At 59.5% G+C, this 22,702-nt stretch carries 14 protein-coding genes and 1 tRNA gene; all 15 read right to left on the bottom strand.

Annotated features, from left to right (window positions below; translation table 11 throughout):
• Positions 1-8: 8 nt before the first annotated feature.
• Entirely contained in the window at positions 9-10,643 is a 10,635-nt protein-coding gene (locus JFT58_RS30595) for a two-partner secretion domain-containing protein (RefSeq protein ID WP_269837125.1), read from the bottom strand.
• A 30-nt stretch (positions 10,644-10,673) separates the two neighbouring features.
• Positions 10,674-12,386: a ShlB/FhaC/HecB family hemolysin secretion/activation protein gene (locus JFT58_RS14780; protein ID WP_054897999.1), complete on the bottom strand. Its 1,713-nt coding sequence runs from the start codon at positions 12,384-12,386 to the stop codon at positions 10,674-10,676.
• Between the two features lie 398 nt (positions 12,387-12,784).
• Positions 12,785-12,860: transfer RNA gene (locus tag JFT58_RS14775), tRNA-Lys, on the bottom strand.
• Positions 12,861-12,983: 123 nt separating this feature from the next.
• Complete coding sequence (queE, locus tag JFT58_RS14770) at positions 12,984-13,631, bottom strand: 7-carboxy-7-deazaguanine synthase QueE (RefSeq protein ID WP_034128580.1); 648 nt, start codon at positions 13,629-13,631, stop codon at positions 12,984-12,986.
• 164 nt (positions 13,632-13,795) lie between these two features.
• The gene (gene ybgF / locus JFT58_RS14765; protein WP_054898000.1) at positions 13,796-14,626 is read right to left on the bottom strand and encodes a tol-pal system protein YbgF; all 831 of its coding nucleotides are present in this window, start codon (positions 14,624-14,626) and stop codon (positions 13,796-13,798) included.
• A 6-nt stretch (positions 14,627-14,632) separates the two neighbouring features.
• Positions 14,633-15,133, bottom strand: coding sequence for a peptidoglycan-associated lipoprotein Pal (gene pal, locus JFT58_RS14760; RefSeq protein ID WP_003193861.1), 501 nt, complete (start codon positions 15,131-15,133; stop codon positions 14,633-14,635).
• 55 nt (positions 15,134-15,188) lie between these two features.
• On the bottom strand, positions 15,189-16,469 hold the full coding sequence (gene tolB / locus JFT58_RS14755) for a Tol-Pal system beta propeller repeat protein TolB (RefSeq protein ID WP_032874245.1): 1,281 nt from the start codon (positions 16,467-16,469) through the stop codon (positions 15,189-15,191).
• Between the two features lie 17 nt (positions 16,470-16,486).
• On the bottom strand, positions 16,487-17,560 hold the full coding sequence (tolA, locus tag JFT58_RS14750; RefSeq protein WP_003193863.1) for a cell envelope integrity protein TolA: 1,074 nt from the start codon (positions 17,558-17,560) through the stop codon (positions 16,487-16,489).
• On the bottom strand, positions 17,560-18,012 hold the full coding sequence (gene tolR / locus JFT58_RS14745; protein WP_161793227.1) for a protein TolR: 453 nt from the start codon (positions 18,010-18,012) through the stop codon (positions 17,560-17,562). Before tolR ends, tolA begins: the two co-directional genes overlap by 1 nt.
• A gap of 23 nt (positions 18,013-18,035) precedes the next feature.
• The gene (gene tolQ, locus JFT58_RS14740) at positions 18,036-18,731 is read right to left on the bottom strand and encodes a protein TolQ (protein WP_003193865.1); all 696 of its coding nucleotides are present in this window, start codon (positions 18,729-18,731) and stop codon (positions 18,036-18,038) included.
• A 1-nt stretch (position 18,732) separates the two neighbouring features.
• The gene (gene ybgC, locus JFT58_RS14735) at positions 18,733-19,188 is read right to left on the bottom strand and encodes a tol-pal system-associated acyl-CoA thioesterase (RefSeq protein ID WP_054898001.1); all 456 of its coding nucleotides are present in this window, start codon (positions 19,186-19,188) and stop codon (positions 18,733-18,735) included.
• A gap of 238 nt (positions 19,189-19,426) precedes the next feature.
• Positions 19,427-20,485, bottom strand: coding sequence for a Holliday junction branch migration DNA helicase RuvB (gene ruvB, locus JFT58_RS14730; protein ID WP_003193867.1), 1,059 nt, complete (start codon positions 20,483-20,485; stop codon positions 19,427-19,429).
• Positions 20,486-21,097 carry a Holliday junction branch migration protein RuvA gene (ruvA, locus tag JFT58_RS14725; protein ID WP_054898002.1) on the bottom strand — a complete coding sequence of 204 codons (612 nt, stop codon included), beginning with the start codon at positions 21,095-21,097 and terminating at the stop codon, positions 20,486-20,488.
• Positions 21,098-21,167: 70 nt separating this feature from the next.
• The gene (gene ruvC / locus JFT58_RS14720; RefSeq protein ID WP_019821257.1) at positions 21,168-21,692 is read right to left on the bottom strand and encodes a crossover junction endodeoxyribonuclease RuvC; all 525 of its coding nucleotides are present in this window, start codon (positions 21,690-21,692) and stop codon (positions 21,168-21,170) included.
• A 171-nt stretch (positions 21,693-21,863) separates the two neighbouring features.
• Positions 21,864-22,610 carry a YebC/PmpR family DNA-binding transcriptional regulator gene (locus tag JFT58_RS14715; protein ID WP_034128583.1) on the bottom strand — a complete coding sequence of 249 codons (747 nt, stop codon included), beginning with the start codon at positions 22,608-22,610 and terminating at the stop codon, positions 21,864-21,866.
• Positions 22,611-22,702 lie beyond the last annotated feature (92 nt).

Below are 22,702 nucleotides of genomic sequence, written 5' to 3'. Positions count from 1 at the left end.
TATACTCCTTACTTGACATAGAGGGTCGTCATCCTAGGTGTGGCAGAACCCGGATCATATATCCAGCCTGTACGGACAGTTGCCGTATTACCGTTTGGCCCAGTTATTGGCATATCTATAGTTATACGCTGACCAAATTTATCAGAAGCGCCTAACTTCGCAGGATACAGCGCTGCACCCTCCTGTACTTTTGTTATTAAACTGGCAGCATTCGTTTGATTGTAGCCCAAGGCCGACTCAAAGACCTTTGCTTTGTTACCGCCAACAGGGTGCGCTGTGTTCAATGCATAAGATGTCACTTTGCTCGGATCAATAACCGCTTTTTCTGCATTTACCAACCGGCCAGATGCTTGGGTCTGAATGACAGCCTCTGCGTGAGTATAATTTTTCCAGTTACCTGTCGGGCCTGCTAGAGGAGTCCGCGGCACGGTAGCAGCTACCTCGCCGGTTGCTTTTGCACCCGCCAACTCCACCTTAACAACCTTAGCAGTGACCTTTTCGACGAGCAAGGCCCCGCTTTTCAGCGCTCCCCCAACCCCCGTCCCAAGCGCCACCACGTCGCTTATCAGCTTCCCGGTTTCACGCCCTGCGTTAAACGATCCACCCGCCCCAGCTCTTTCATACTCTGCTTCCAGATTGTCAATTCGTGCGATGTAGGACTGCTTCATAGCGTCCGAAACATTACCCAGCACATCCCCGCTCTCAAGCACAGATCTCAACGCCCGATACGTCTCTATCGGGCTGACGGCAACTTCCAAGATGCCCTTGACCGTATCAAGTAGCCCTTCCGGCACCCCAACCACTGCCCCACCCGCAAAGCTGGCGTCCTGCCCGGCGTCGATCAATTCCCACTTCGTATTGATCCTGAGTGTTTCCAGTGAATCTTTGCTTTCTTCCAGCTCTTTCGCTCTCTGAGCCTTTTGATGATCGCCCAGATAGTTGTATTGCGTGGCATTCTTTGCCACCCACGCCCCAGTTTGCAGGCTCTGCGCATCCGCATTGCTCTGTACCGATGCCGCAAGCACACCAAGCAACTGCGAGTTCATGACCAGCAAACCTTTCTTCTGGTCATCGGGCATGTCCGCGTAGTTCTTGGCGAGGCTATCCAGCAATGCCTCATTCACACCCGCTGCCAGGGCCCCTGTGCGGAAATCTCCTCCAGAAGCCTCAGCTGCCAACCCGCCCATCAAGGCATGTAGCCCAATCTTGGTAATGCCACCTTCTGCAAACCGGTTCTTGGAAACATCCCCGACCAGGTTGAATCCATAAGCCGCAAATGCGTTAGCCAAACTACTCTGCAACGCGTCGCCAAGACGGGCTTCGCCCCCGAGCGCCCGATCTACCAATAGTGATGTTCCGTTTTGCAGTACTTGGTTGGCCGTGAACTGCCCCACACCTTGCCAAGTGCTCAACGGACTTACGGTGGCAACTGCACCTGAGTTGGGGAGTGCAGTGGAAGTACCTGTCTGAGTGCCGGTCCATTTGTCATAGACACCTGCAGTCAAGCCCGCAGTGACGCCGGACACCACGTAGCCTTTCATCGCGTCGCTGGAAGTGACATCCTTTAAGACGGTGCTCAGGTTTCCACGGTTATTGATGGCGCTGATCGCACCGTTACTCGCCATGCCAGCAAGCACGGTACTGCCCGCAGCATTGGCCCATCCGGCAGACGTGGCCGCAGTCCCAACAGCCGTGGCACTCGCCATCGATGTCCCCGAACCAGCTGCGGCAATTGCACCGCTGGCGGCTCCCATCGTGAAGTAGGTAACAATGATCGCGATGATGATCTGCGCGCCGGCGCCCAAGCCTGAATTGCTGTACTTGAAACTGTCGTGCAGCTCTTTAACCTGGCGCCAATCCACGTCTCCGCGCTGCTCGGCCTCTTTTAGCCAGGCCAGTTGCGGGTCGGCTTTGACCATCACATCAATCGTCTGACTAACCGTATTTTGATCGATCTGCTTGATGTCAATTTTCAAGCCATCGACGGCTTTAATCACGACGCTGCCTTCTGCAATCATCTGCGTCTGACGTAGCGTCTCGTCGGTATTCCCCTTGCCCTTGGAGCTGGTCCAGGCGAGGTCGCCCTTGCTCTTGGTGTGGCTCTCGTCATGCAGATCCTTCACTGCCTCAAACGTCACCGCCCCACCGCTGACAATCGCAATACCCCCACCACTCTCAAGCTTCGCCGCCTGATACTTCTGATCCCCACCGCTCTCCAGCGTCAGGTCTCCACCCGTCTTGACCTCACTCCCGACATTCTTCACATCGGTCACTTCATCACGCTGAGTCTTTTTGCTGCCCCAACTGCCCTTCTTGCTCATGTCGTACAGCGAGTAGTGGCTGTCCTGCGCCGCCAGCATTTGCAGTTCGTTATCAGCGTGCACATAGGCTTCGTTGCCCGCGCTGATTTTGCTGGCGACTAGCGTGAGGTCGGTGCCGGCGATGGCGATCAGGTCGCCGCCGGCTTTGAGTTCGGCGCTTTGTTGGGTGACGTCGTCCAGTTGAGTAGTGGTTTTGGTGCCGCCTTTTTTACCTTTGGAGTAGTCGTGTTGTTCGTTGGCGGCGGCGGCCAGGGTCAGATTTTCTCCGGCTTTGACGCTGAGGTCTTTGGCGGCGCTGACGGTGCTGGCGACCACGGCGATGTCGCGGCGGGCATCGATGGCGAGGTTGCCACCCACGTCCACGGCAGAGGTGTGTTGCAGGATGGTTTGCTCGGTGCCGCTGATGCGACGGCGTTGGTAGGCGTAGTCGTCCTGTTCGGTCTGGCTGGCGATCAGTACGTCGCGCCCTGCCGTTACGCTGGCGTTGCCACCGGCTTTCAGGTTGCTGCCGAGGTTGAGCACGTCGCGGCCGGCGTTCAGTTTGAGCGTGTCGGTGGCTTCGAAGCGGGAGGCTTCGCTGACCACGTCGTTGCGCAGTTGATAGCCCTGGCCTTCCTGCTTGAAGGTGGTGACCGTGCGCTCGTTGATGATGTCGCCGGTCACAGCAGTGGCGCTGATGTCGCGGCCATTGATGATGCCGCCACGGCTGTTGCGGATCGAGTCGGTGGCGAGCATTTCCAGGCGGTTGCCGGCTTGCATCAGGCCGCTGTTGTCGATGTTGCCCGCGACCATACTGAGGTTGTTGGTGGCCCGCAAGGTGCCGCTGTTGTGCAAGTCGCCGCCGGTGACCAGGCTCACGTCCTGGCCCTGGATCAGCGCGCCGTTGGGCGCCAGGCGGTTGTTGGCCTGGGCCAGGTAGAGCACGGGGGTCAGGACTTTCTGGCCGTTGACCTCGGCTTCTTCCATCCACACGATGTCGTGGGTCAGTGCCGCGACTTGTTCGGCGGTGAGGGACACGCCCAGTTGCAGGTTGAGTGGGTCCTTGTAAGAGATGGCGTTGTCCATCAGGTAGCGGAACAGCGCGTCATCACTGGCAAGGCCGTTGATGTAGCGTTGGCCGGTGCGGGCCACCACGGCTTCGCGGATCAGGCGTTGCTCGTACAGGCCATCGCCTAGGCGCTTCCAGCTGGCGTCGGGGTTGTAGCCGAGTTTGCCGAGCAGGTAGTCGGAGCTCATGAACTGCTTGAGGTCGGTGAGCGCCGGGTTGGTTTCGATCAGGTATTTGTGGCTGTTATCCGCCGGGGCGATGTCCGGCATTCCTTGAACGCGGGTGACGGAGGGCGCGCGGTTGTCCAAGGCCAGCGGGCCCTGGCCGTTGACTGCACCGCTGACGGGCTGGCCATCGAGGCTGAAACCGCGTTCTTGCACGGCGTTGTAGTCGAGGGTTTTCTCGCGCTCGGCGGCGCTGATTACACGTCCACTCACGCTGAAGTCACCGCTACCGGTAGCCGCGTTACCCGCTGCACCACCCTTCGCGGCCTGGCCGCTGAGACGGAACAGGCCGTTCTGGCTGGTCGGCAAACTGAAGCCGGGCAAGGTCACCGGGTTGACCTGGCGTTGGGCCAGATCTGGCGGTAGCTGTGCGGTGATCGCCGGCTTGACGGTGGAGGCAAATACCTCGGAATTGGTGTTGCGGTTGGCCGCCGGGGTGTCGATGTGGGTAGCGTTGGGGCGGATGACGCTGTTGTCGATCCTGGAGGTCGCATTGACCGTCACCGCACCTGCGGCCTGAATCACCGCCTGTGCAATCACGCTGCCGGTGATGGGCACTACATAGATACTGCTTTCATAGAAATTGCCAACGCCTGCCCTGACCTGGTCCATCGTCATCTGGCCCGGGCGGTAGTCGCCTGAGTTGGGATTGTTGTAGATGTTGAACTGGTTCTGGCGCTCCATGAAGGTGTTGTAGATGCCACGGTCGCGGGTATAGAGCCCGGAATTGAAGTGACGCTCTTCGCCGCCTGCCGCGCCGCGGTTGGTCAGCACATCGGTGTTGATCAGGATATTCCCGGCGGCGGATACCGAGCTGTAAAGGTTATCGAAGGTCTGGCTGCCCACAGTCAGGTCGCCACCGGCGTTGATGAACGCAGAGGCCGAGCTGCCGGTGATGACATCTTCGTATTTCTCCACCGAGTTGAAGTACAGCTCGCAGCCTTTGCCTTTGCAGTAGTCGTTCCAATAGATATTGAGGTTGCCCGACACCAGCTTCATTTCAGTGGTGAACTGGTCACGACGGTTGCTCAGGGTGTCTGCCAGCAAGCGCATGCCGGTGCCACTTTCCAGGCTGCCGGAGACGTTCTCGATCAGGCTGCTGCGCGCGCTCGCATCATCCCGGGCGATGTCCAGGGCGCCGAGGCTGTAGACGTCGCCATAGCGGTTGCTGAAATCATTGACGCGCAACGCCATGTCGTTGCCGCTGAAGAGCAAGCCCTTGTCATTGACCAGGTGCGTGGCGTTCAGCCGGACTTTTCCGGCGCCGCCCAGGGTGCCGTAGTTGTTCAGGGTGGTGGCATTGACTGTCAGGTCGCCGATGGCAGTCAGGCGCCCGTGGTTATTCAGGCTCGTGCTAGTGACCTGGTTGAGTGCGCCGCCGGCAATGCGGGCGTTCTCGCCCAGGTCCATGCTGGCGCTGGTGAGGCTCATGTTGCCCAGGCTGCTGACGCGGCCGTTGCCGCTGTAGCCACCGGTGAGCGTCACACTGAGGGTGCCATCACTGGCCAGAAGGCCGTCGTTGGTCCAGGTGTCGCCAATGCCGATCAGGCTTTGTGCACCGAGCAACTGGCCGCTGGCGGTCTGGGTGAACTGGCCGATGTCGAGGTTCAGGCGCCCGGCCTGGAGCACGCTGCTGTTGGTCCAACTGGCAGCCTTGATGTCCAACTGGCCGTTGGTGACGAAGCTGCCGCCGGCCCGGGTGACTTGGTCGGAGGTCAGGTCGAACGTACCGGTGCCGGTGTGTACGATGCGCCCGCCGTTATTGTCCAGGCCGGCGGCTTGCAGGTTCAGGTGTTCGTTGGCGCTTTCAAGCACGCCGAAGCGGTTATCGAACAGGCCGGAAACATCGATGTCGGTCGTGCCCGTACGGCCCATGGCCCGCAGGTTACCGCCGACGTTGTTGATGGTTTGCGCAGCAAGGCGCAGGACGTCGTCGCTTTCAATCAGGCCATAGCCATTGCTCAGGGCGCCAGTGAGGCCGAAGTCGATATTGCGTGCACCGACCTTGCCGCCCTTACCGGCCGCCGTGCCCTGGTTATCGAAAGCCTGGGCAGTGACCTTGAGCAAGGTATCGGCGTAGACACCGCCGCCCTGGTTATTGAAGGTCGTGGTGACGATGCGGCTTTCACCGCCGAGTGCGGACAAATGCCCCATTTGGTTGAGCAGCCCGCCCTTGGCTTGGATATCCAGCGACTGCGCCTGAGTGATGCCGTTGCTGTTAGTGAACAACCCAGTGACCAGTTTGACCCAGCCCTTGCTGCTGTTGAGTACGCCACCGGCCGTGTTGGCTACACTGGCGGTTTCCAGGTCCAGGTTGCCACTGAGGCTGTCGACGCGGCCGCCCTGGTTACTCAGGGCGCCGCTGAGGCGCAGGCGGTTATCGGTCTGGCTTTGCAGCGTGCCTTGATCGTTGGTGAGGGCGCGGGCGGTAAGGTCGAGCTTGCCCTTCTGGCTGAACATCAGGCCGTCTTGCTGGTTTTGAACGTCACCGGCCAACAGCTTGATCACCAGGTCTTTCTGGCTGGCAAGCGTGCCTTTGGCGCTGTTATCCAGGTCGCCATTGGCGAGGGTCAGGTCAAGGCGATCCTGGCTGACCAGTTGGCCGCCTTGGTTGCCCAGGCTGGCGGCGTTCAGCAACAGGGCTGCGCCACTGGCCAGGCGCGCATTGTTGGCATTGATCAGCGCGCCACTGAGGGTGCCGTCCAAGGTGCACTGGCTGATCAGTTGGCCAGCACTGTTGTCGAGACTCTCGCCGATAAAGGTGATGTTGGCGGCGTTGATACGCCCACCACGGTTGAGAATTTGACTCTGGGCATTATTGAAGCCCAGGTGTTGAGCTGCGGAAATCAGGCCGTTGTTGCTGTTATCCAGGCGACCGGCAACGTTGAGGTCGACATCGGCCTGGCCGGAGATGATCCCCTGATCATTGTTCAGGCTGCCCGCGATGAGCGTTTGTTTGCCCATGCTGACCAGGGCACCCGCCGCGTGGTTATCCAATACACCGGTGAGGTCAGTGTGCAGGGTGCCACTCTTGCTCGACAACGTGCCCTCGGCGCTGTTGTCGAGGCCATTGCCGACCACCGTCAGACCGTTCCAGCCGGAGATCAAGCCCTTGTTGGCGTTGACCACGGTATCCGCTTCAAGGCGCAATTGATCGGCACTGAGGATGACCCCGCGATCACCGTTATCGATGCGTTTGGCGGCGATGGTGAACGCCGTCTGGCTGGAGATTTCGCCTTGTTCTCGGTTGGTCAGGTTAGCCAGGCGCGCGAAGGTCAGCGGACCTTTGGCGCTGATCAAGCCTGCGCTGTTTTCGAGATTTCCGCCTTGCAGATCGAGGCTCACAGCGCGTTCTCCGATCAAGCGGCCCTGGCGCTGGATCAGCTGTTGGACGATGAGTTTCAAGTCGCCCTTGGCTGAGATTTCGCCATCCAGGCTTGAGTCGACTGTTTGCCCGGTCAGAGTCAAATCAGCCTGGCTGTTGATCAACCCGGCAGTGTTATCGAGGTTGGCAGTGGTCAGGTTCAACGCCTGTTGACTGCCGATCACACCCGCGCGGTTATCCACATTGGCGGCTGTGACCGTCTGGCTACCATCGCTGACGATTCGCCCGCCCTGGTGATTGTCCAGCGCGCCGGTGTTGAGCGTCTGGAGCGTGCCGGCCGAAAGGCTGCCCTTGTCGCTGTTGTTCAAGGAGCCTGAGGTGGTCGTCAAAACCGTAGCGGCAAAGATCTGCCCCTGGTTATGGTTATCCAGCACGCCGGTGACCTTCAGGTCCAGCGCACCACGGCTGGCGAGCGCGCCACCGGCCTGGTTGTCCAGGCTGTCGGCTGCCACCTGCAGAACGCTCTTGGCGGACAGTACACCTTCCACACTGTTATCCAGCGCCTTGGCGATACGTACCTGCAGGCTGTCGCCACTGATGACTTTACCGCCGCGGTTATTCAGCGCATCGGCCATCAACAGGAATGATTGGGTGCTGGAGATTTCACCGCCCTGACTGTTGTCGACGGTGCCCAGGTTGTTCAGCAGCAGTTGGCCCGGTGTCGCGATCAGGCCGTGGTCACGGTTGATCAGTTGCCCATGGCTCAAGTCCAGGTCGATGCTGGTATTGCTGATCAGCTCGCCACGATCATGTTGGTCCAGCCCGGTCAGGGTTGCCTTGACCGTGGACTTGGCGAAGATCGAACCTTGTTGGCTGTTGTCCAGTCGCCCTGCGTTGAGGGTGATGCCAGCGTCACTGCTGATGCTGCCGCGCTGGCTGTTGTCCAGGCCGGCGCTGCGCACGTCCACCTGTTGCTTGGCGCTGATCACGCCGCCCTGGCTGTTGTTCAGCGCAGTGCTGACCAGCGTGGCGGTGCCATCGGCCAGCAGCTTGCCAGCCTGATTGTTCAGTTGGCCCTGGGTGGTGATCGACAGCGCATTGGCCGCAGAAAGAATACCGCCCCGGCTGTTATCCAGGGTGCCAGCCCTGACGGTCAGTCCGCCCTCGCTCAGCAGCGTGCCCTGGCCTTGGTTGAGCAAGTCTCCGGTCAGGCTAATGGTCAGGTCTTTTTGGCTGGTAACGCGGCCACCCAGGCTGTTATCCAGTTGGTCGCCATTCAATGCCAGGCTCTCACGCCCCGCCAGCAAGCCGTTGCTCTGGTTGAGCAGGCGCTGCACCGTGAGCGTCAGGCCGCTGTCGCCGATGACCTTGCCGGTGGTGTTGTTCAGTTGATCGGCGACCACCAGCACCCTGGCCTGGCTGGAGATCTCGCCTTGCTGATTGAGGATGGTCTGGCTGCGCAGGTCCACGCCCTTGGTGGCAGCGATAAGGCCGCCGTTGCGGTTATCCAGGGACGCGCCGGTCAGGTTCAGCGCACCGTCGCTGACGAGTTCGCCCGCTTGTTGATTGAGCACACCGACGGTTGCCTGCAGGTCGCCCTTGGCGCTGATACGACCGGCGCCGTTTTCGAGCTGGTTGGCGTTGAGGGTCAGCGCACCATCGCTGCCCAACTTGCCGCCATTGCTGTTGTTCAACTGGTTCAGTTGCACGTGTGCGGCGGCCTTGGTGCTGATCACGCCCGCTTGGCTGTTATCCAGATCGCCGCCGGTGAGGGTCAGCGCGCCGTCGGCAATGACCAAGCCCCCCTGGTTGATCAGGCTGTCGCCGTGCAACGCCAGGGTGGTTTTGCTGGACACCAGGCCGCCCTGGCTGTTGTTCAACTGCCCTGCGGTTATTTGTTGAGCCCCCTGGCTGACGAGGTTGCCTTCATTGCGATTGTCCAGCAGCCCGGCGACGGTCAGGTTCATCACGCCTTGGGCGGCGATGGAACCTTTGTCGCGGTTATCCAGGCTGGCCGCCTGTACTGTCAGGCTGGACGCAGAGAAAATCCCCAGGCGGTTATCGATGGTACCGCTGGCGGTTACGTTGAGGTTGCTGCCCAGCAATTTGCCTGAACGGTTATCCAGGTTCGTGGCAATCACGGTTGTCTGGCTGGCAGAGATTTCACCCGCCTGGTTACTCAGTTGCCCTGCGGTTACACGGGCCTGCGCCTGGCTGGCGACCAGGCCGTTATCGTTAGTCAGTTGGCCAGCGTTGAGCGTCAGGTTCTTGAGGCCGATCACGCGACCGTTCTGGTTATCCAGCGCAGCGGTCACCGTAGCGTCGGTGCTGTTTTCACTGTGCAGCAGACCGTTGGTGCGGTTATCCAGACCGGTGGCCGTGACCTTGAGCGAGTCCTTACCCAGTACACGACCGCCACGGTTGTCGAGTTGACCGGCGTTAATCACGGCGGTGGTACCGCTCAGAGTGCCGCCTTGATTGTTCAAGGTTTGGTTGGCCGTGGCGGTAAGGGTTCGGCTGGCAACCACGCTGCCGCTATTGCTCAGGTTTGCCGCGCGCAGACTGACATCGCCACCGGCATTGCGGCTTTCATCGGCGTTGACACCGGCTTCGATGATGCCGCTGTTGACCAGCGCCCCACCGCTGGTCACGGTGATGCTGTCGCGGGCCGCCAGGCTTTTCTGGTTGCTCAGGCCTGTCGTGGTTTGTACATCGACTCGCGTGCCGGCATACACCGCACCCGCAGCGTCCAATTGACCGGCCTTGATCACCACCGCTTCGCTGGCTTTGGCATTAGCCAAACTCAGTCGTCCAGTGGCATCGAGCTGAATATCACCGCCACTGGCCATTAACGTACCGTCGAGCTTCACGCCCACCCCGGCCTCGGTGCCCACCAGTTTGATCGCCCCGGCATACATCCCACCCAACGCCGTCGAATCAATCGCGAGCTCGGGCTTAGCGCTGCCGTCGTCGGCGCGGGCAGTGGTTTGCAGGCTTTTAGCATCGACGTCATTGCGCCCGGCAACCACACTCAAGTTGCGCGCATTGATCTGTGCGTTAATCCTGGCCGAGCGGGTGATGATTTCAAAGCGGTCGACGTTATCGGCGTTCAAGCCCTGGCCGTCGATGGTCACGGCGCCGCCATCAACCTGGTAACGTTGCAGTTGGCCGCTTGCGTCGAGTATCGGTTTGCCGGTGGTCAGGGTGACGTTGGGGGTGTTGATGAAGCCGCAGCCGCTGCAAGTAATGCCATAGGGGTTGGCGACGATGACCTTGGCCGACTGGCCCGCCACTTCGGTGTAGCCGCGCAGTTGGCTGGGACTGCCGCCGTTGACTTCGTTGAGGATGATGTTGGCGGCGCGGCCTTGCAGGTTCGGGTTGCCGAGGATGATGCCGCCCAGTTGCGTCGATTGGGTACGGTCGGTGGCGTTGTTGAGTATCACGCCGTTGGCGCCGACGTTGTAGTCCTTGAACTGGTTGTGGGACAGGCCACTGCCATTGGGGGCGGCGATGTTTACCACCGGCACGCCATTGCCCGCCTGGCCGACCGTGGTGCCCGGCGCGCTGACCACGATGCCTTCGGCCTGGGCCAGCAGCGGTTGCCAGAACAGCGCGTTGGCCAGGATCAGCGCCACGCCACGTTTGGGCAGGCCCAGGAACGCGTCACGGCTTTTCAGGGCAGCAGAAGGCTGGCGAACCAGGAAGGCAAATTGGCGAACATCCATTTCAAATTCTCGTTGCAACTGGGCGTTGAATTACAGGAAGAAATCCATGCGGAAGTAGATCGGTGCTTCGCGCTCAAGCAGCGCGGCCGGTCGTTCCAGCGAGTGGGCAAAGGTCACGCTGGTGCTCACGTGTTGGCCGCGGGCGAACAGCTCAAGGGAGTTGCTCGAGACGCGGCCGTGCACTTCGCCGTTGTAGCGACCATTGCGGATCACGCCCTGGTCGTAGCCCACGCTGGCACCGTACTCGCCGAACACCGGGCGCAGCCAACCGAGGGTCACCGGGCGGCTCCAGCGCAGGTCATTGCGCCAGTAACCGCCGCTGTCGCCGGTCAGTTGCTGATCCTTGTAGCCGCGTACCGACGCCGAGCCACCGAGGCTCATGCGCTGGGGGCTGAACAGCACGTCTTCGCTGCGTTGGCCGGTGGCCAGGCTGGTGAAACTGAACGACTCGCCCCACAGCGTGAAGGGTTGCAGGTAGCTGACGGTGGCGGTGTACTTGCGGTAGCGCGCATCCGGCACGCCAGGCAGGGGGTTATGATTGCCTTGGGCGTCGAAGGCGCCGGTGCCGTTTTGCATGCCCACATCGACGTTGACGAACGCACTGCCGATACGACGACCATGGTTGATGCCCAACTGCAGTTCACTGAGGCGGTTGCTGCTCTCTTTGAGGCGGCTGCTATCGATGTAGTTGTTGGTTCGCAGGTGGGACAAGCCGACGTTGAGCGACGTCTTGCTCACGGCATCACGGTGGATCACCCGCTCAGCGCGTAACTGATGGTTTTCACTGTCACCGGTTTGCTTGAAGTCGAAACCGTCGCCCTGGACGACCGAACGGTAATCGCTCTGGTTGTAGCTGTAGCTGAAGTTCCACCACCCCCAGGGAACGTTGTAGTAGAGCATCGCGTTCTTGGAAGTTTTCTGATGGTCGCTGACCGCGTCATGGCCGCCGCGCAGAATCAGCTGATCGGCCAGGCCCAGCGGGCTGTCCCATTCAAAGCCGGTGCCCCACTGCTGTTCGCCGGTGCTTTTCTGGCCGTCGTTGTTACGTGAAAGGCTGGCGCGCCATGGCTTTTGCGGGGTGTTTTTGACCAATACCGAGCTGCCGCCCACGGCCTCGCCCGGGGTCAGCTCCATTTGGGCTTGATTGGACGGCAAGCGATTGAGTTGGTCGACGGCCTGCTCGATTTCTCGCAGGTTCAATATCTCGCCGCTTTTGCCGGGAAAGGCCATGGCCAGCTCGCGGTCCGTCAACTTGCTGTTGTCGGCGCCCTTCAAGCCTTCGAGTTTGCCCTCCACCACCAGCACTTGCAGATGCCCCTTGGACATGTCCTGTTGCGGCAAGTAGGCGCGACTCGTCATCAGGCCCTTGTCGATGTAGAAGTCGGTGAGGTCTTTGAGCAGGGCGTTGAGTTGTGAGACGCCCAGGCATTGACCGGTGTACGGTTTGAGCAGACGCTCGCGTTCAGGGGCAGGCAGGTGGTCGGCCCCCTGGAGTTCAATGGTTTGGATCGGGAAGCAACGGCTGTCCACCGGGGCTGCTGGCGCTTCGGGCCTGGCCTCTTTGCCGGGCAGTTCCTTGAGTTGTTCAAGGCGGCGTTGCTGATCTTCCAACAGGCGGTTTTGCCGGTCGCGGATCAGGTCCTGATCACCCGGAAGGGTTGCCGCCATCACGCTGGGGGAGGCGAGGCAGACAAGCAGGGCAATGCTCAGTGAATACCGAGTCCGTGGCGGTTGGGAATTCATGTTCGATCCATCGAATTTACGAAGGGTGGCAAACTAACATCGACCGCGTTTCTCGCCAATAAACTGACCCACCTTTAGGTAACGCCCTAAAAAAACTGTAACTAGCTGACGAATAAAGAAAATAATCGAATAAGAATGGATATTGCTTGAAGTTATTGGTTGTTTTCCGACCAGCGGTATCAGATTTGATACACATTGAGCACCCACACGAACGCCCGGACTATTGGGTCAGCACCGGTCCGCATATGAATATTTGAATTTAAGGAATTTTTGGACGACAACGGAAATTTGCGCAGACGTTGACCCAACGTCGACTCGGGCAGGCCAAATCACAGGCAAAAAAAAACCCGGAAATCCTCACTTGCGTGGGCCTTCCGGATTTTCTAAACCGCCAAAAATGGTGGGTCGTGTGGGATTCGAACCTACGACCAATTGGTTAAAAGCCAACTGCTCTACCAACTGAGCTAACGACCCGCTGTGTGGTGGCGCGTATAATACTGATTTCTAAGGATTATTCAACACCTTATTTTAAATAAATCAGAAAAAACGCATTTGAACGGTAATTCGGTGGGTAGAACGCCTATCGCAGCAGCCGGATCAGCGCCCCGGCTCGTCGTTCCACAGGTACTTGTGCAGCTGCAATTGCAGGCGTACCGGCAGGTTGTCCGCCACTACCCAATCCGCCAGGTCACGGGCATTCAGGTCGTGATGGCTTGGCGAGAACAGCACCTCGCCCGCTCGACGCTCCAGGCCATACTGGATCAGCTTGGAGGTGGCCCAGTCATAATCGTCACGGGAACAGATGACGAACTTGACCTGATCGTTGGCCGTCAGCAAGTCCATGTTCTCGTAGCGATTGCGGTGGGCTTCCTTGGAGTCCGGGGTCTTGAGGTCAACCACTCGGCTGACGCGCGGGTCGACCGCGGAGATGTCCAGGGCGCCACTGGTTTCCAGGGAGACCTCGTAACCGGCATCACACAGCTGTTTGAGCAACGGAATGGCGTTGGGTTGCGCCAGAGGCTCACCGCCCGTCACGCAGACGTAGCGCGGCCGGTAACCGGCAACCTGCTCCAGGATGTCGTCGAGGGTGCGCACAGTGCCGCCGCTGAAGGCGTAGGCGCTGTCACAGTATTGGCAACGCAACGGGCAGCCGGTCAACCGTACAAAGACAGTGGGCAGGCCAGCAGTGCGCGTTTCACCCTGCAACGAGTAAAAGACTTCGGTAATACGTAATGTGTCTTGCATAGTCGCCACGGGCGTAACAGCTAAACAGGCTGTCCGCCTCCGTCAGGCACTTCAAGGGATTGCGCCAACGCGTCAACCCCAGGAAGCGTGTTTCATAAAAGGGCGTGGATTCTAACGAAAAAACCCGCGACAAGCGCGGGTTTCTTCTGAACGGGCTGCATTGCTTACAAGCGTTGCAGGTCCCGCTGGGCCAACTGCGCCGCGGAGGTACCCGGATACTGGGCAACCACCTGCTGCAGAATACCTTTGACCTTGTCGGTGTGACCCAGGCGGCGTTCTACGTCAGCGAGTTTGTACAGCGAATCCGGAACCTTGGCGTGCTTGGGGTACAGCTGGCTGACCTTGGCAAAAGCCTGGCCCGCGCCCTGCAAATCACCCTTTGCCAGGTTGACCTCACCCAACCAGTACTGGGCATTGCCCGCGTACTGGCTGTTGGGGTACTTGCGCAGGAAAGCGGTGAAGGCCTGACTGGCTTTATCGAAATCCTTGGCCTTGATCAGGTCGAAGGCTGCATCGTAATACAGTTTTTCCTTCGCTGGATCGCCCGGTTCGCTGCTGGCGGCAGGAGCTGCAGCGGCGGCCCCCGCTGCTGCGCCACCGGCAGCGGCACTGGGTGCGCCACCGGTAGAAGAATTATCAGGAGTAGCGGCAGGTGCAACACCGGCTCCAATACGACGGTCAAGATCCTGGTAACGCTCCAGGCCTTCTTGCTTCAGCTGGTTCACCTGGTTCTGCAGTACTTCAATGGCGCCTTGTTGCTGGGCCAATTGATCCTGCATGCGTTGCAGCTGGTTGAACAGTTCGCCCTGTGCCGAGGGAGCGGACGTAGCCGCTCCCCCCGCATAGGCGCCGTTCGTGCCATAACCCGCTGGCGGATAACTGCTCCCGCTATTGTTATAGCCTGAGTTGCTATCCGTTACAGGAACCGCAGCCCACACCGCAAGCGGTGCGAAGCTGAGAGCCAATACAGTTAGAGCACGACGGCACGTTCGCATGACGAATTACTTACGCAGTTCGACGCGACGGTTCTGAGCCCACGACTGTTCGTCGTTGCCAGTTGCAACTGGACGCTCTTTACCGTAGGAAACCAGTTCCAGTTGGCCTGGAGCAACACCTTGCAGTACCAGGTAGCGCTGAACGGCTTTCGCACGACGCTCGCCCAGTGCCATGTTGTACTCACGAGTACCACGGGCGTCAGTGTTACCTTCCAGAACAACGCGAGCGCCGTTAGCTTTCAGGTCCTTGGCGTGAACGTCCAGAGCGCGCATGGCTTCTGGCTTCAGGTCCGAACTGTCGTATTCGAAGTAGAAAGTGGTGATAGCGCGCAGAGCAGCTTCTTCGCTCAGGGAGCCGTCGACCGCACCAGTGTTGGCGCCGTAACCAGCGTTTGGATCAACAGCTGCGCCTTCACCGGCATTGTCGCCGCCTTTAGAGGAGCAACCAACGGCTACGGACAGAGCCAGAGCCAGAGCAGCAAACTTACCAAACTTCAGCATTTCCATCGTGAAACTCCTAATGAACCCCAGTGTGTTAAGTACTTCTTTTTGTAGCGCCGCGTCAGTTCAGGTAAGGGGACCAGGATGGTTCTCTGACTTCGCCTTGTGCGGTAGGAAGTGGGAGCCTTACGCGTCCGTTGATGGACACGAGCATCAAGACTCCCCGGCCCTGCTGGCGGGTGGCGTAGATTACCATGGTGCCGTTGGGCGCAACAGTGGCTGACTCATCAAGGTTGGTATCTGTAAGGATTTTTACGGTTCCGCGCTGCAAATCCTGGGCCGCAACCCGGAAATTAGTGAAACCATCCTGACGGTGAATCATCACCAACGTCTTTTCATCGGCCGAAAGCTTGGGGTTGGCGTTGTAGTTACCAATAAAGGTCACACGTTCCGCACCGCCGCCGTTCACATTTGCCTTGTAGACCTGAGGCTTGCCGCCACGGTCGGAGGTGAAGTAGATGGTCGAGCCATCCTTGCCCCAGAACGGTTCGGTGTTGATGCCCGGGCCGCTGGTCACACGCGAGAGTTGACGCGAGGCCATGTTCATCACGTAGATATCCGGGTTGCCGTCCTTGGACAGCACGAAAGCCAGGCGCGAACCGTCCGGCGACCAGGCTGGCGCACCGTTGAGGCCTTCGAAGTTGGTGATCTGCTCACGACGGCCAGTATCGATGTGCTGCACAAAGATACGCGGGCGACGCTGTTCGAACGATACGTAGGCAATACGCTTGCCGTCCGGCGCGAAGCGCGGCGACAGGATTGGCTCACGGGACTGCAGCAAGGTCACTGCACGAGCACCGTCGTAGTCCGAACGCTGCAGGGTGTAGCGGGTATTGTCTACAGAGAAACGCTCAGCCGTGACATACAGTAGGCGCGTCGAGAACGCCCCCTTGATACCGGTGAGTTTTTCAAACGACTGGTCCGAGATGTAGTGAGCCATGTCGCGCAGTTGTTCGGCGGTACCCGATACGCTGCCGGTCAAGACCTGCTGCTCGGTGGCCACGTTGAACAACGTGTACTGGATCTGCAGGCGACCGCCGGCCGGCGTGATGCTGCCGACCATCAGGTACTGGGCACCCACCGCCTTCCAGTCACGGAAGATGACTTCGCTGGCCTGGGTTGGCTGGCTGATCATGTTGCCTTTTGGAATCGGCGCGTAGTAACCGGAGTTACGCAGGTCGTCGCTGACGATCTGGGCCATGTCGTCCGGCAGCACGCTGCCGCCCTGCCAACCGAACGGCACGACTGCAATCGGGGTGGCCCGATCACTGCCGCTGGTTACCAGGATGTTCTTTTCATCCGCCGCCGCTATCCCTGCCATACAGCAAATAACGACAAGCATTCCTCGAAGAAGGTTTCTCACAAGGCTAGATCCTCAGGTGTGAATGTCATCTTGAATGAACGATAGGGAGCGAAGTCACTTGGTTTCATTCCCTGCATCTCGGTCAACCGGCCAATATTCTTGACCGCGGCAACCGCCGAACTGTCGAACGAACCGTCACCACTGGACTTGGCCACGCTGACCGAAGTCACCGTACCGTCCGGCAACATGCCGATCTGCAGCACTACTGTCATGCCTTTACGTGCCGAAGGTGGACGTGTCCAACCTTCCGCTGCCCGCGCCCGAATCAGGTCGTCGAAACTGCCCGCGACTTCATCGCCACGCTCATCGGCCAAGGCTTGCTGACGCTGCGGCGTGTCGGAAAGCAAATCTGCCAGGGCCTGGGCCTTTTTCTCTTCGGCGGATTTGCGTGCTGCTTCCTGGGCCTTTTTCTTGGAGGCGTCGGCGGCAGCTTTCTTCTTCGCTTCGTCGGCGACTTTCTTCTTCGCCTCGTCTGCTTCAGCTTTTTTCTTGGCGTCTTCGGCGGCTTTCTTTTTCGCGTCTTCGACTATCTTTTTCTTGGCTTCTTCAGCGGCCTTTTTCTTGGCCTCTTCTTCGGCAGCCTTCTTGGCTTCTTCTTCCGATTTCTTCTTGGCTATATCAGCCAATTGTTTCTCTTCGGCCTTTTTCGCTTCGGCAGCTTTCTCGGCTTTCTTGGCTTCATCAGCCTTTTTAGCCTCGTCGGCCTTCTTGGCTTCGTCAGCCTTTTTCGATTCCTCGGCCTTTTGAGCCGCCTCTTCTTTCTTTTGTTCCGCAGCAGCCTTCACCGCTTCCTGCTCGACCTTCTTCTGTTCCATCTGCTCGACTTCAGTCTGGCGCGCGGCCGACTTCTGGGCCTCACCCGCAATCTTCTGATTGGTCTGGGTGGTGGCCTGACTTTTCGATTTCAGCTGATACAGGGTCGCCTGCACGATCGGCTTGGCTGGCGGCAGGTCCGGGGTCATGGCAAAGCTGACGAACAGCATGCCGAACACCAGGACGTGCAGGGCAATTGCCCACACGCCAGGCCAGAAGTAGCTTTCCGAGGCGGACGGCTCTCGCTGTTGCTGCATCAGGGCGCCTCGGTAATCAAGCCAACGTTACCGACGCCGGCCTTCTGCAGCCCGCCCATGGCGCCCATGACGGAGCCGTAGTCGACCGATTTGTCACCCCGGATAAACACCTGGGTGTGCTTGCCGCCTTCGTTGCCGGAGCGAATGATCTTGGTCACCGCATCGGTCATGGCCGGCAAGGTCAGGGCCTTGTCCTGCTGCTTTTGCGTGTCGACTTCGCTGCCAAGGTTCCAGTAATAGGTCTTGTCAGCCTTGATCGAAATGGTCAGGACCTGAGTGTTGTTGTCCTGCGGCAAGGCTTCACTGGAAACCTTGGGCAGATCAACTTTCACGCCCTGGTTGAGCATCGGCGCGGTCACCATGAAGATCACCAGCAGCACCAGCATCACGTCGATGTAGGGCACTACGTTCATCTCGGCGACCGGCTTGCGCTTTTTGCGAGCTCGAGCGATTAAAGCCATTGGGAATTACCTGCTTATTCTTCGCTGGTGTGCACTTTACGGTGCAGGATCGCCTGGAATTCATCGGCGAAGGTGTAGTAACGGCCGATCAAGGTTTCGCTGGTTGCGGCAAAACGGTTGTAGGCGATTACTGCGGGGATAGCGGCGAACAGGCCGATCGCGGTGGCGATCAGTGCTTCGGCAATACCCGGGGCCACGGTGGCCAGTGTGGCTTGCTGCGCCTGGGCCAGGCCACGGAAGGAGTTCATGATGCCCCATACGGTACCGAACAGGCCGATGTACGGGCTGACAGAACCCACGGTGGCAAGGAACGGCAGGCCCTGCTCAAGTTTCTCTTCTTCGCGGGAGATGGCCACGCGCATGGCACGGGCCACACCTTCCATCACCGCTTCAGGATCGACACCCGGCTGTTGGCGCAAGCGCGAGAACTCCTTGAAACCGGCACGGAAGATCTGCTCGACGCCCGAATCCGGGTCCGGGTTGCTGCCGGCCTGGCGGTACAGTTTGGACAGGTCGATACCCGACCAGAAGCGCTCTTCAAAGCTCTCCAGGGCACGTCGACCGGCGCGCAACATGTTGCTGCGCTGAAAAATCATGACCCAAGAGGTAACCGATGCGGCTACCAGGGTCAGCATGACCAGTTGAACCACGACACTGGCATTGCTGACCAGGCTCCACATGGAGGAATGGTCGACGACGGTAGGTTCCACGCTAAATCTCCTGCTTTGGTTGTTGACCCGCGCCGCTCACGGCGGCAAAGGCCGCGCGTAGAGTTTCGGGAATGGCCCGAGGTTTCAAGCTGTTGGTGCGCACACACGCCACCAGGAACTGCCCCTCACAGAGCAGCGTTGCATCCGTGGCCCGCCTGACCTGCTGTTTGAAACGCAGGCTGGCACGGTTCAATTCGATGACTTCAGCACTGACCAGCAACTCATCGTCCAGTCGCGCCGGCGCGTAATACCGCGCCTCGCTGGAATGCACGACGAATAACAGGTCCTCGCCTACCAGCTCGGACTGGGCAAAACCCAACTCCCGCAGCCGCTCGGTTCGAGCCCGTTCCATGAATTTCAGGTAATTGACGTAATAAACGATGCCGCCGGCATCGGTGTCCTCGTAATAAACGCGACAGCGATGTGCGAACGACTGATCCCCGTTTTGCGCGCGCATACTCTAGTGCTTACTCCTCAGGTTGCCAATTGGCTGGGCAACTGTTTTTTCATTCCTGAACGCTTTCAAATGACGACGCCAGACACTGGGACAGCACAAAGCTCGGATAAATCACCCCACATGACAAATACCCTGTAGGAGCGAGCTTGCTCGCGAAGAACCTGAGCACGCCGCGTATAACCAGACATACCGCGTTATCGTTGGCGTTTTTCGCGAGCAAGCTCGCTCCTGCAATTTTTTAATCGTCCACTGCATCGAGGAATTCGTCTACCACGGGCATCTCTCCCAATCGTGACGGAATGTTTAGCCCGAAGTGCAAATAGGCATGACGCGTCACCACCCTGCCCCGCGGGGTTCGCATGATGTAGCCCTGCTGAATCAGGTACGGTTCCAGAACATCCTCAATGGTATGGCGCTCCTCACTGATGGCTGCGGCCAGGCTGTCCACGCCGACCGGGCCACCGTCGAATTTCTCGATCATGGTCAAAAGTAGGCGTCGATCTTGGTGATCAAAACCATGTTCGTCCACATCCAGCAGGTTCAAGGCCAGGTCCGCCACGGCCTTGGTGATGTGGCCCTTGGCACGCACCTCGGCAAAGTCTCGCACGCGGCGCAGCAAACGGTTGGCAATTCGTGGCGTACCGCGAGCGCGTCGAGCGATTTCAAAGGCGCCTTCCGGGTCCAGGGGCAAGCCGAGGATACTCGCCGACCGGCTGACAATGGTCGCCAGATCGGCGGTGCTATAGAACTCTAGACGTTGAACAATGCCGAAACGGTCTCGCAGCGGGTTGGTCAACATGCCCGCGCGGGTGGTCGCGCCCACCAGGGTAAAGGGCGGCAGGTCGAGTTTGATCGAACGGGCCGCCGGGCCTTCGCCGATCATGATGTCGAGCTGGAAGTCTTCCATGGCTGGGTACAGCACTTCTTCGACAATCGGCGACAAGCGATGGATTTCGTCGATAAACAGCACGTCATGGGGTTCAAGATTGGTCAGCAACGCGGCCAAGTCGCCAGGACGCTCAAGCACCGGGCCGGAGGTGGACTTGATCGACACGCCCATTTCCTGGGCGATGATATTGGCCAGAGTGGTCTTGCCCAAACCCGGCGGGCCGAAGATCAGGGTGTGGTCCAGGGACTCACTGCGCCCGCGAGCGGCCTGGATAAACAGCTCCATCTGCTCGCGCACGGTGGGCTGGCCGATGTATTCGGCCAGGCTCAACGGGCGGATGGCCCGGTCCTGGACTTCTTCACGGTCACGCGGGCCGGTGGCCGCGATCAGACGATCGGCTTCAATCACTTAAATCATTCCCTTCAGGGCACGGCGAATCATGTCTTCAGCGCTCAGGTTCTTGTCCTTGATGGCCGATACGGCCTTGCTGGCTTCCTGAGGCTTGTAGCCCAGGGAGATCAGCGCATTGACGGCATCGCTCTCGGCGTTGGCGACCTGGGCCGCCGGCATATCCGGCTGGTTCGGTACCAGGGCGAACATGCTCGGCACCACCTCCCAGGCTTTGAAGCGGTCCTTGAGCTCGACCAACAAGCGCTCGGCGGTCTTCTTGCCCACCCCCGGCACCTTGGTCAGGGCCGAGGTATCCTGGGCCGATACAGCCCGGACCAATTCATCCACTTCCAGGCTCGACATCAAGGCCAGGGCCAATTTGGGCCCCACGCCATTGAGACGAATCAGCTCGCGGAAGAAATCGCGGTCACGCTTGCCGATGAAACCATAGAGTAGTTGCGCGTCTTCGCGCACCACTAAATGAGTGTGCAAGGTTATCGGCTCGCCGACCGACGGCAGGCGATACAGGGTGGTCATGGGCACTTCCAGCTCATAACCCAACCCATTCACATCCAGAATCAGGTGCGGCGGCTGTTTCTCAGCCAGGGTGCCGCGCAAGCGTCCAATCACGGTTCAGATCCTTAAAGCTTGGGGGTCAGATCGGAGCCTGACCGCAAAAATAACGATTGCGCTGATGCTATCAGAGACGCAGCCGCCCGCCACGACTACGTGCTGCGCCCAAGCCGTGAGGCAACAGGCTGGAGCGGGTATGGGCATGGCAAATGGCGATGGCCAGGGCATCCGAGGCGTCGATCTGCGGCTTTGAAGTGAGCTTGAGCATGTGCATGACCATCATTTGCACCTGCTCCTTGTTGGCGCCACCGGTGCCGACCACGGCCTGCTTGACCTGGGTCGCGGTGTATTCAGCGATCTCCATGCCCTCCTCGGCACCTGCCACGATGGCAGCGCCCCGGGCCTGCCCGAGCTTCAACGCCGAGTCGGCATTCTTGGCCATGAAGACTTTCTCTATGCCCATGGTGACCGGGCCGTAGGTCTGGATGACTTCACGTACGCCGCGATAGACGATCTGCAGCCGCTCGGCCAATTCCCCTGCGCCAGTGCGGATGCAGCCCGAGGCGACGTACACACAGCCGCGTGGGGTCTGCTGCACCACGCCAAAACCGGTGATGCGCGAACCGGGGTCGATACCTAGGATTAAAGTCATAACGCCTGCGGGTTGGATTTACAACGGTATGTGCCAGGCACACATTTGTGTAACAGCATAGAAGCCCTGTGGGAGCTGGCTTGCCTGCAATGCGGGCACCTCGGTGCTTCTGTCAAATCGAGGTGATGCTATCGCAGGCAAGCCAGCTCCCACAGCGGATATTCATCGTTCTTAAGCGAGCTGTTCGGCCACAGACTCAGGGATGTCGGCATTCGAATACACATTCTGCACGTCATCCAGATCTTCAAGCATGTCCAGCAGCTTCAGCACCTTCTGGGCACCGTCCAGGTCCAGTTCGGCACTGGTGGTCGGCAGCATCACGATCTCCGCGTCGGTGCCGCTGAAACCAGCGGCTTCCAGGGCATTACGCACGGCGTAGAAGCTGGCGAACGAGGTGAACACATCGATGGAGCCGTCTTCGTTGGTGACCACGTCATCGGCATCCGCTTCCATCGCGGCTTCCATCAGCGCGTCTTCATCAGTGCCCGGTGCGAAGGTGATCTGCCCCTTGCGCTCGAACAGGTAGGCCACCGAGCCGTCCGTGCCAAGGTTGCCGCCACACTTGCTGAACGCATGGCGCACGGCTGCCGCGGTACGGTTGCGGTTGTCGGTCATGCATTCGACCATCACCGCCACACCGCCCGGGCCGTAGCCTTCATAGGTCAGCTCGACCATATCGTCGGTGTCGGCCGCACCAGCACCACGGGCCACGGCGCGGTCGATGATGTCGCGGCTCATGTTGGCGCCCAGCGCCTTGTCCAGCGCCAGGCGCAGACGCGGGTTGGAGCCCGGGTCACCGCCACCCTGACGGGCAGCGACGGTCAGTTCGCGAATCCACTTGGTGAAGATCTTGCCTTTCTTGGCATCCTGACGCTCTTTGCGGTGCTTGATGTTCGCCCACTTGGAATGGCCAGCCATAACACAACTCCGAATTCTCTAGAAACCTTATCAATCCCGCCCCAGGCGAGATTTCCCTCTTTTAAACGCAAAGGCGCATCCGAAGATGCGCC

The sequence above is a fragment of the Pseudomonas sp. MF6767 genome (assembly GCF_016405475.1).
Lineage (GTDB): Bacteria > Pseudomonadota > Gammaproteobacteria > Pseudomonadales > Pseudomonadaceae > Aquipseudomonas > Aquipseudomonas paracarnis.
Note: the sequence above shows the minus strand (reverse complement) of the source record. Positions and strands in the feature narration are given on the sequence as shown.

Excerpts from the sequence above, each read along its gene's own strand:
- JFT58_RS30595 (WP_269837125.1), bottom strand. The coding sequence starts at position 10,643 with ATGGATGTTCGCCAATTTGCCTTCCTGGTTCGCCAGCCTTCTGCTGCC.
- JFT58_RS14780 (WP_054897999.1), bottom strand. The coding sequence starts at position 12,386 with ATGAATTCCCAACCGCCACGGACTCGGTATTCACTGAGCATTGCCCTG.
- queE (WP_034128580.1), bottom strand. The coding sequence starts at position 13,631 with ATGCAAGACACATTACGTATTACCGAAGTCTTTTACTCGTTGCAGGGT.
- ybgF (WP_054898000.1), bottom strand. The coding sequence starts at position 14,626 with ATGCGAACGTGCCGTCGTGCTCTAACTGTATTGGCTCTCAGCTTCGCA.
- pal (WP_003193861.1), bottom strand. The coding sequence starts at position 15,133 with ATGGAAATGCTGAAGTTTGGTAAGTTTGCTGCTCTGGCTCTGGCTCTG.
- tolB (WP_032874245.1), bottom strand. The coding sequence starts at position 16,469 with ATGCTTGTCGTTATTTGCTGTATGGCAGGGATAGCGGCGGCGGATGAA.
- tolA (WP_003193863.1), bottom strand. The coding sequence starts at position 17,560 with ATGCAGCAACAGCGAGAGCCGTCCGCCTCGGAAAGCTACTTCTGGCCT.
- ybgC (WP_054898001.1), bottom strand. The coding sequence starts at position 19,188 with ATGCGCGCGCAAAACGGGGATCAGTCGTTCGCACATCGCTGTCGCGTT.
- ruvC (WP_019821257.1), bottom strand. The coding sequence starts at position 21,692 with ATGACTTTAATCCTAGGTATCGACCCCGGTTCGCGCATCACCGGTTTT.
- JFT58_RS14715 (WP_034128583.1), bottom strand. The coding sequence starts at position 22,610 with ATGGCTGGCCATTCCAAGTGGGCGAACATCAAGCACCGCAAAGAGCGT.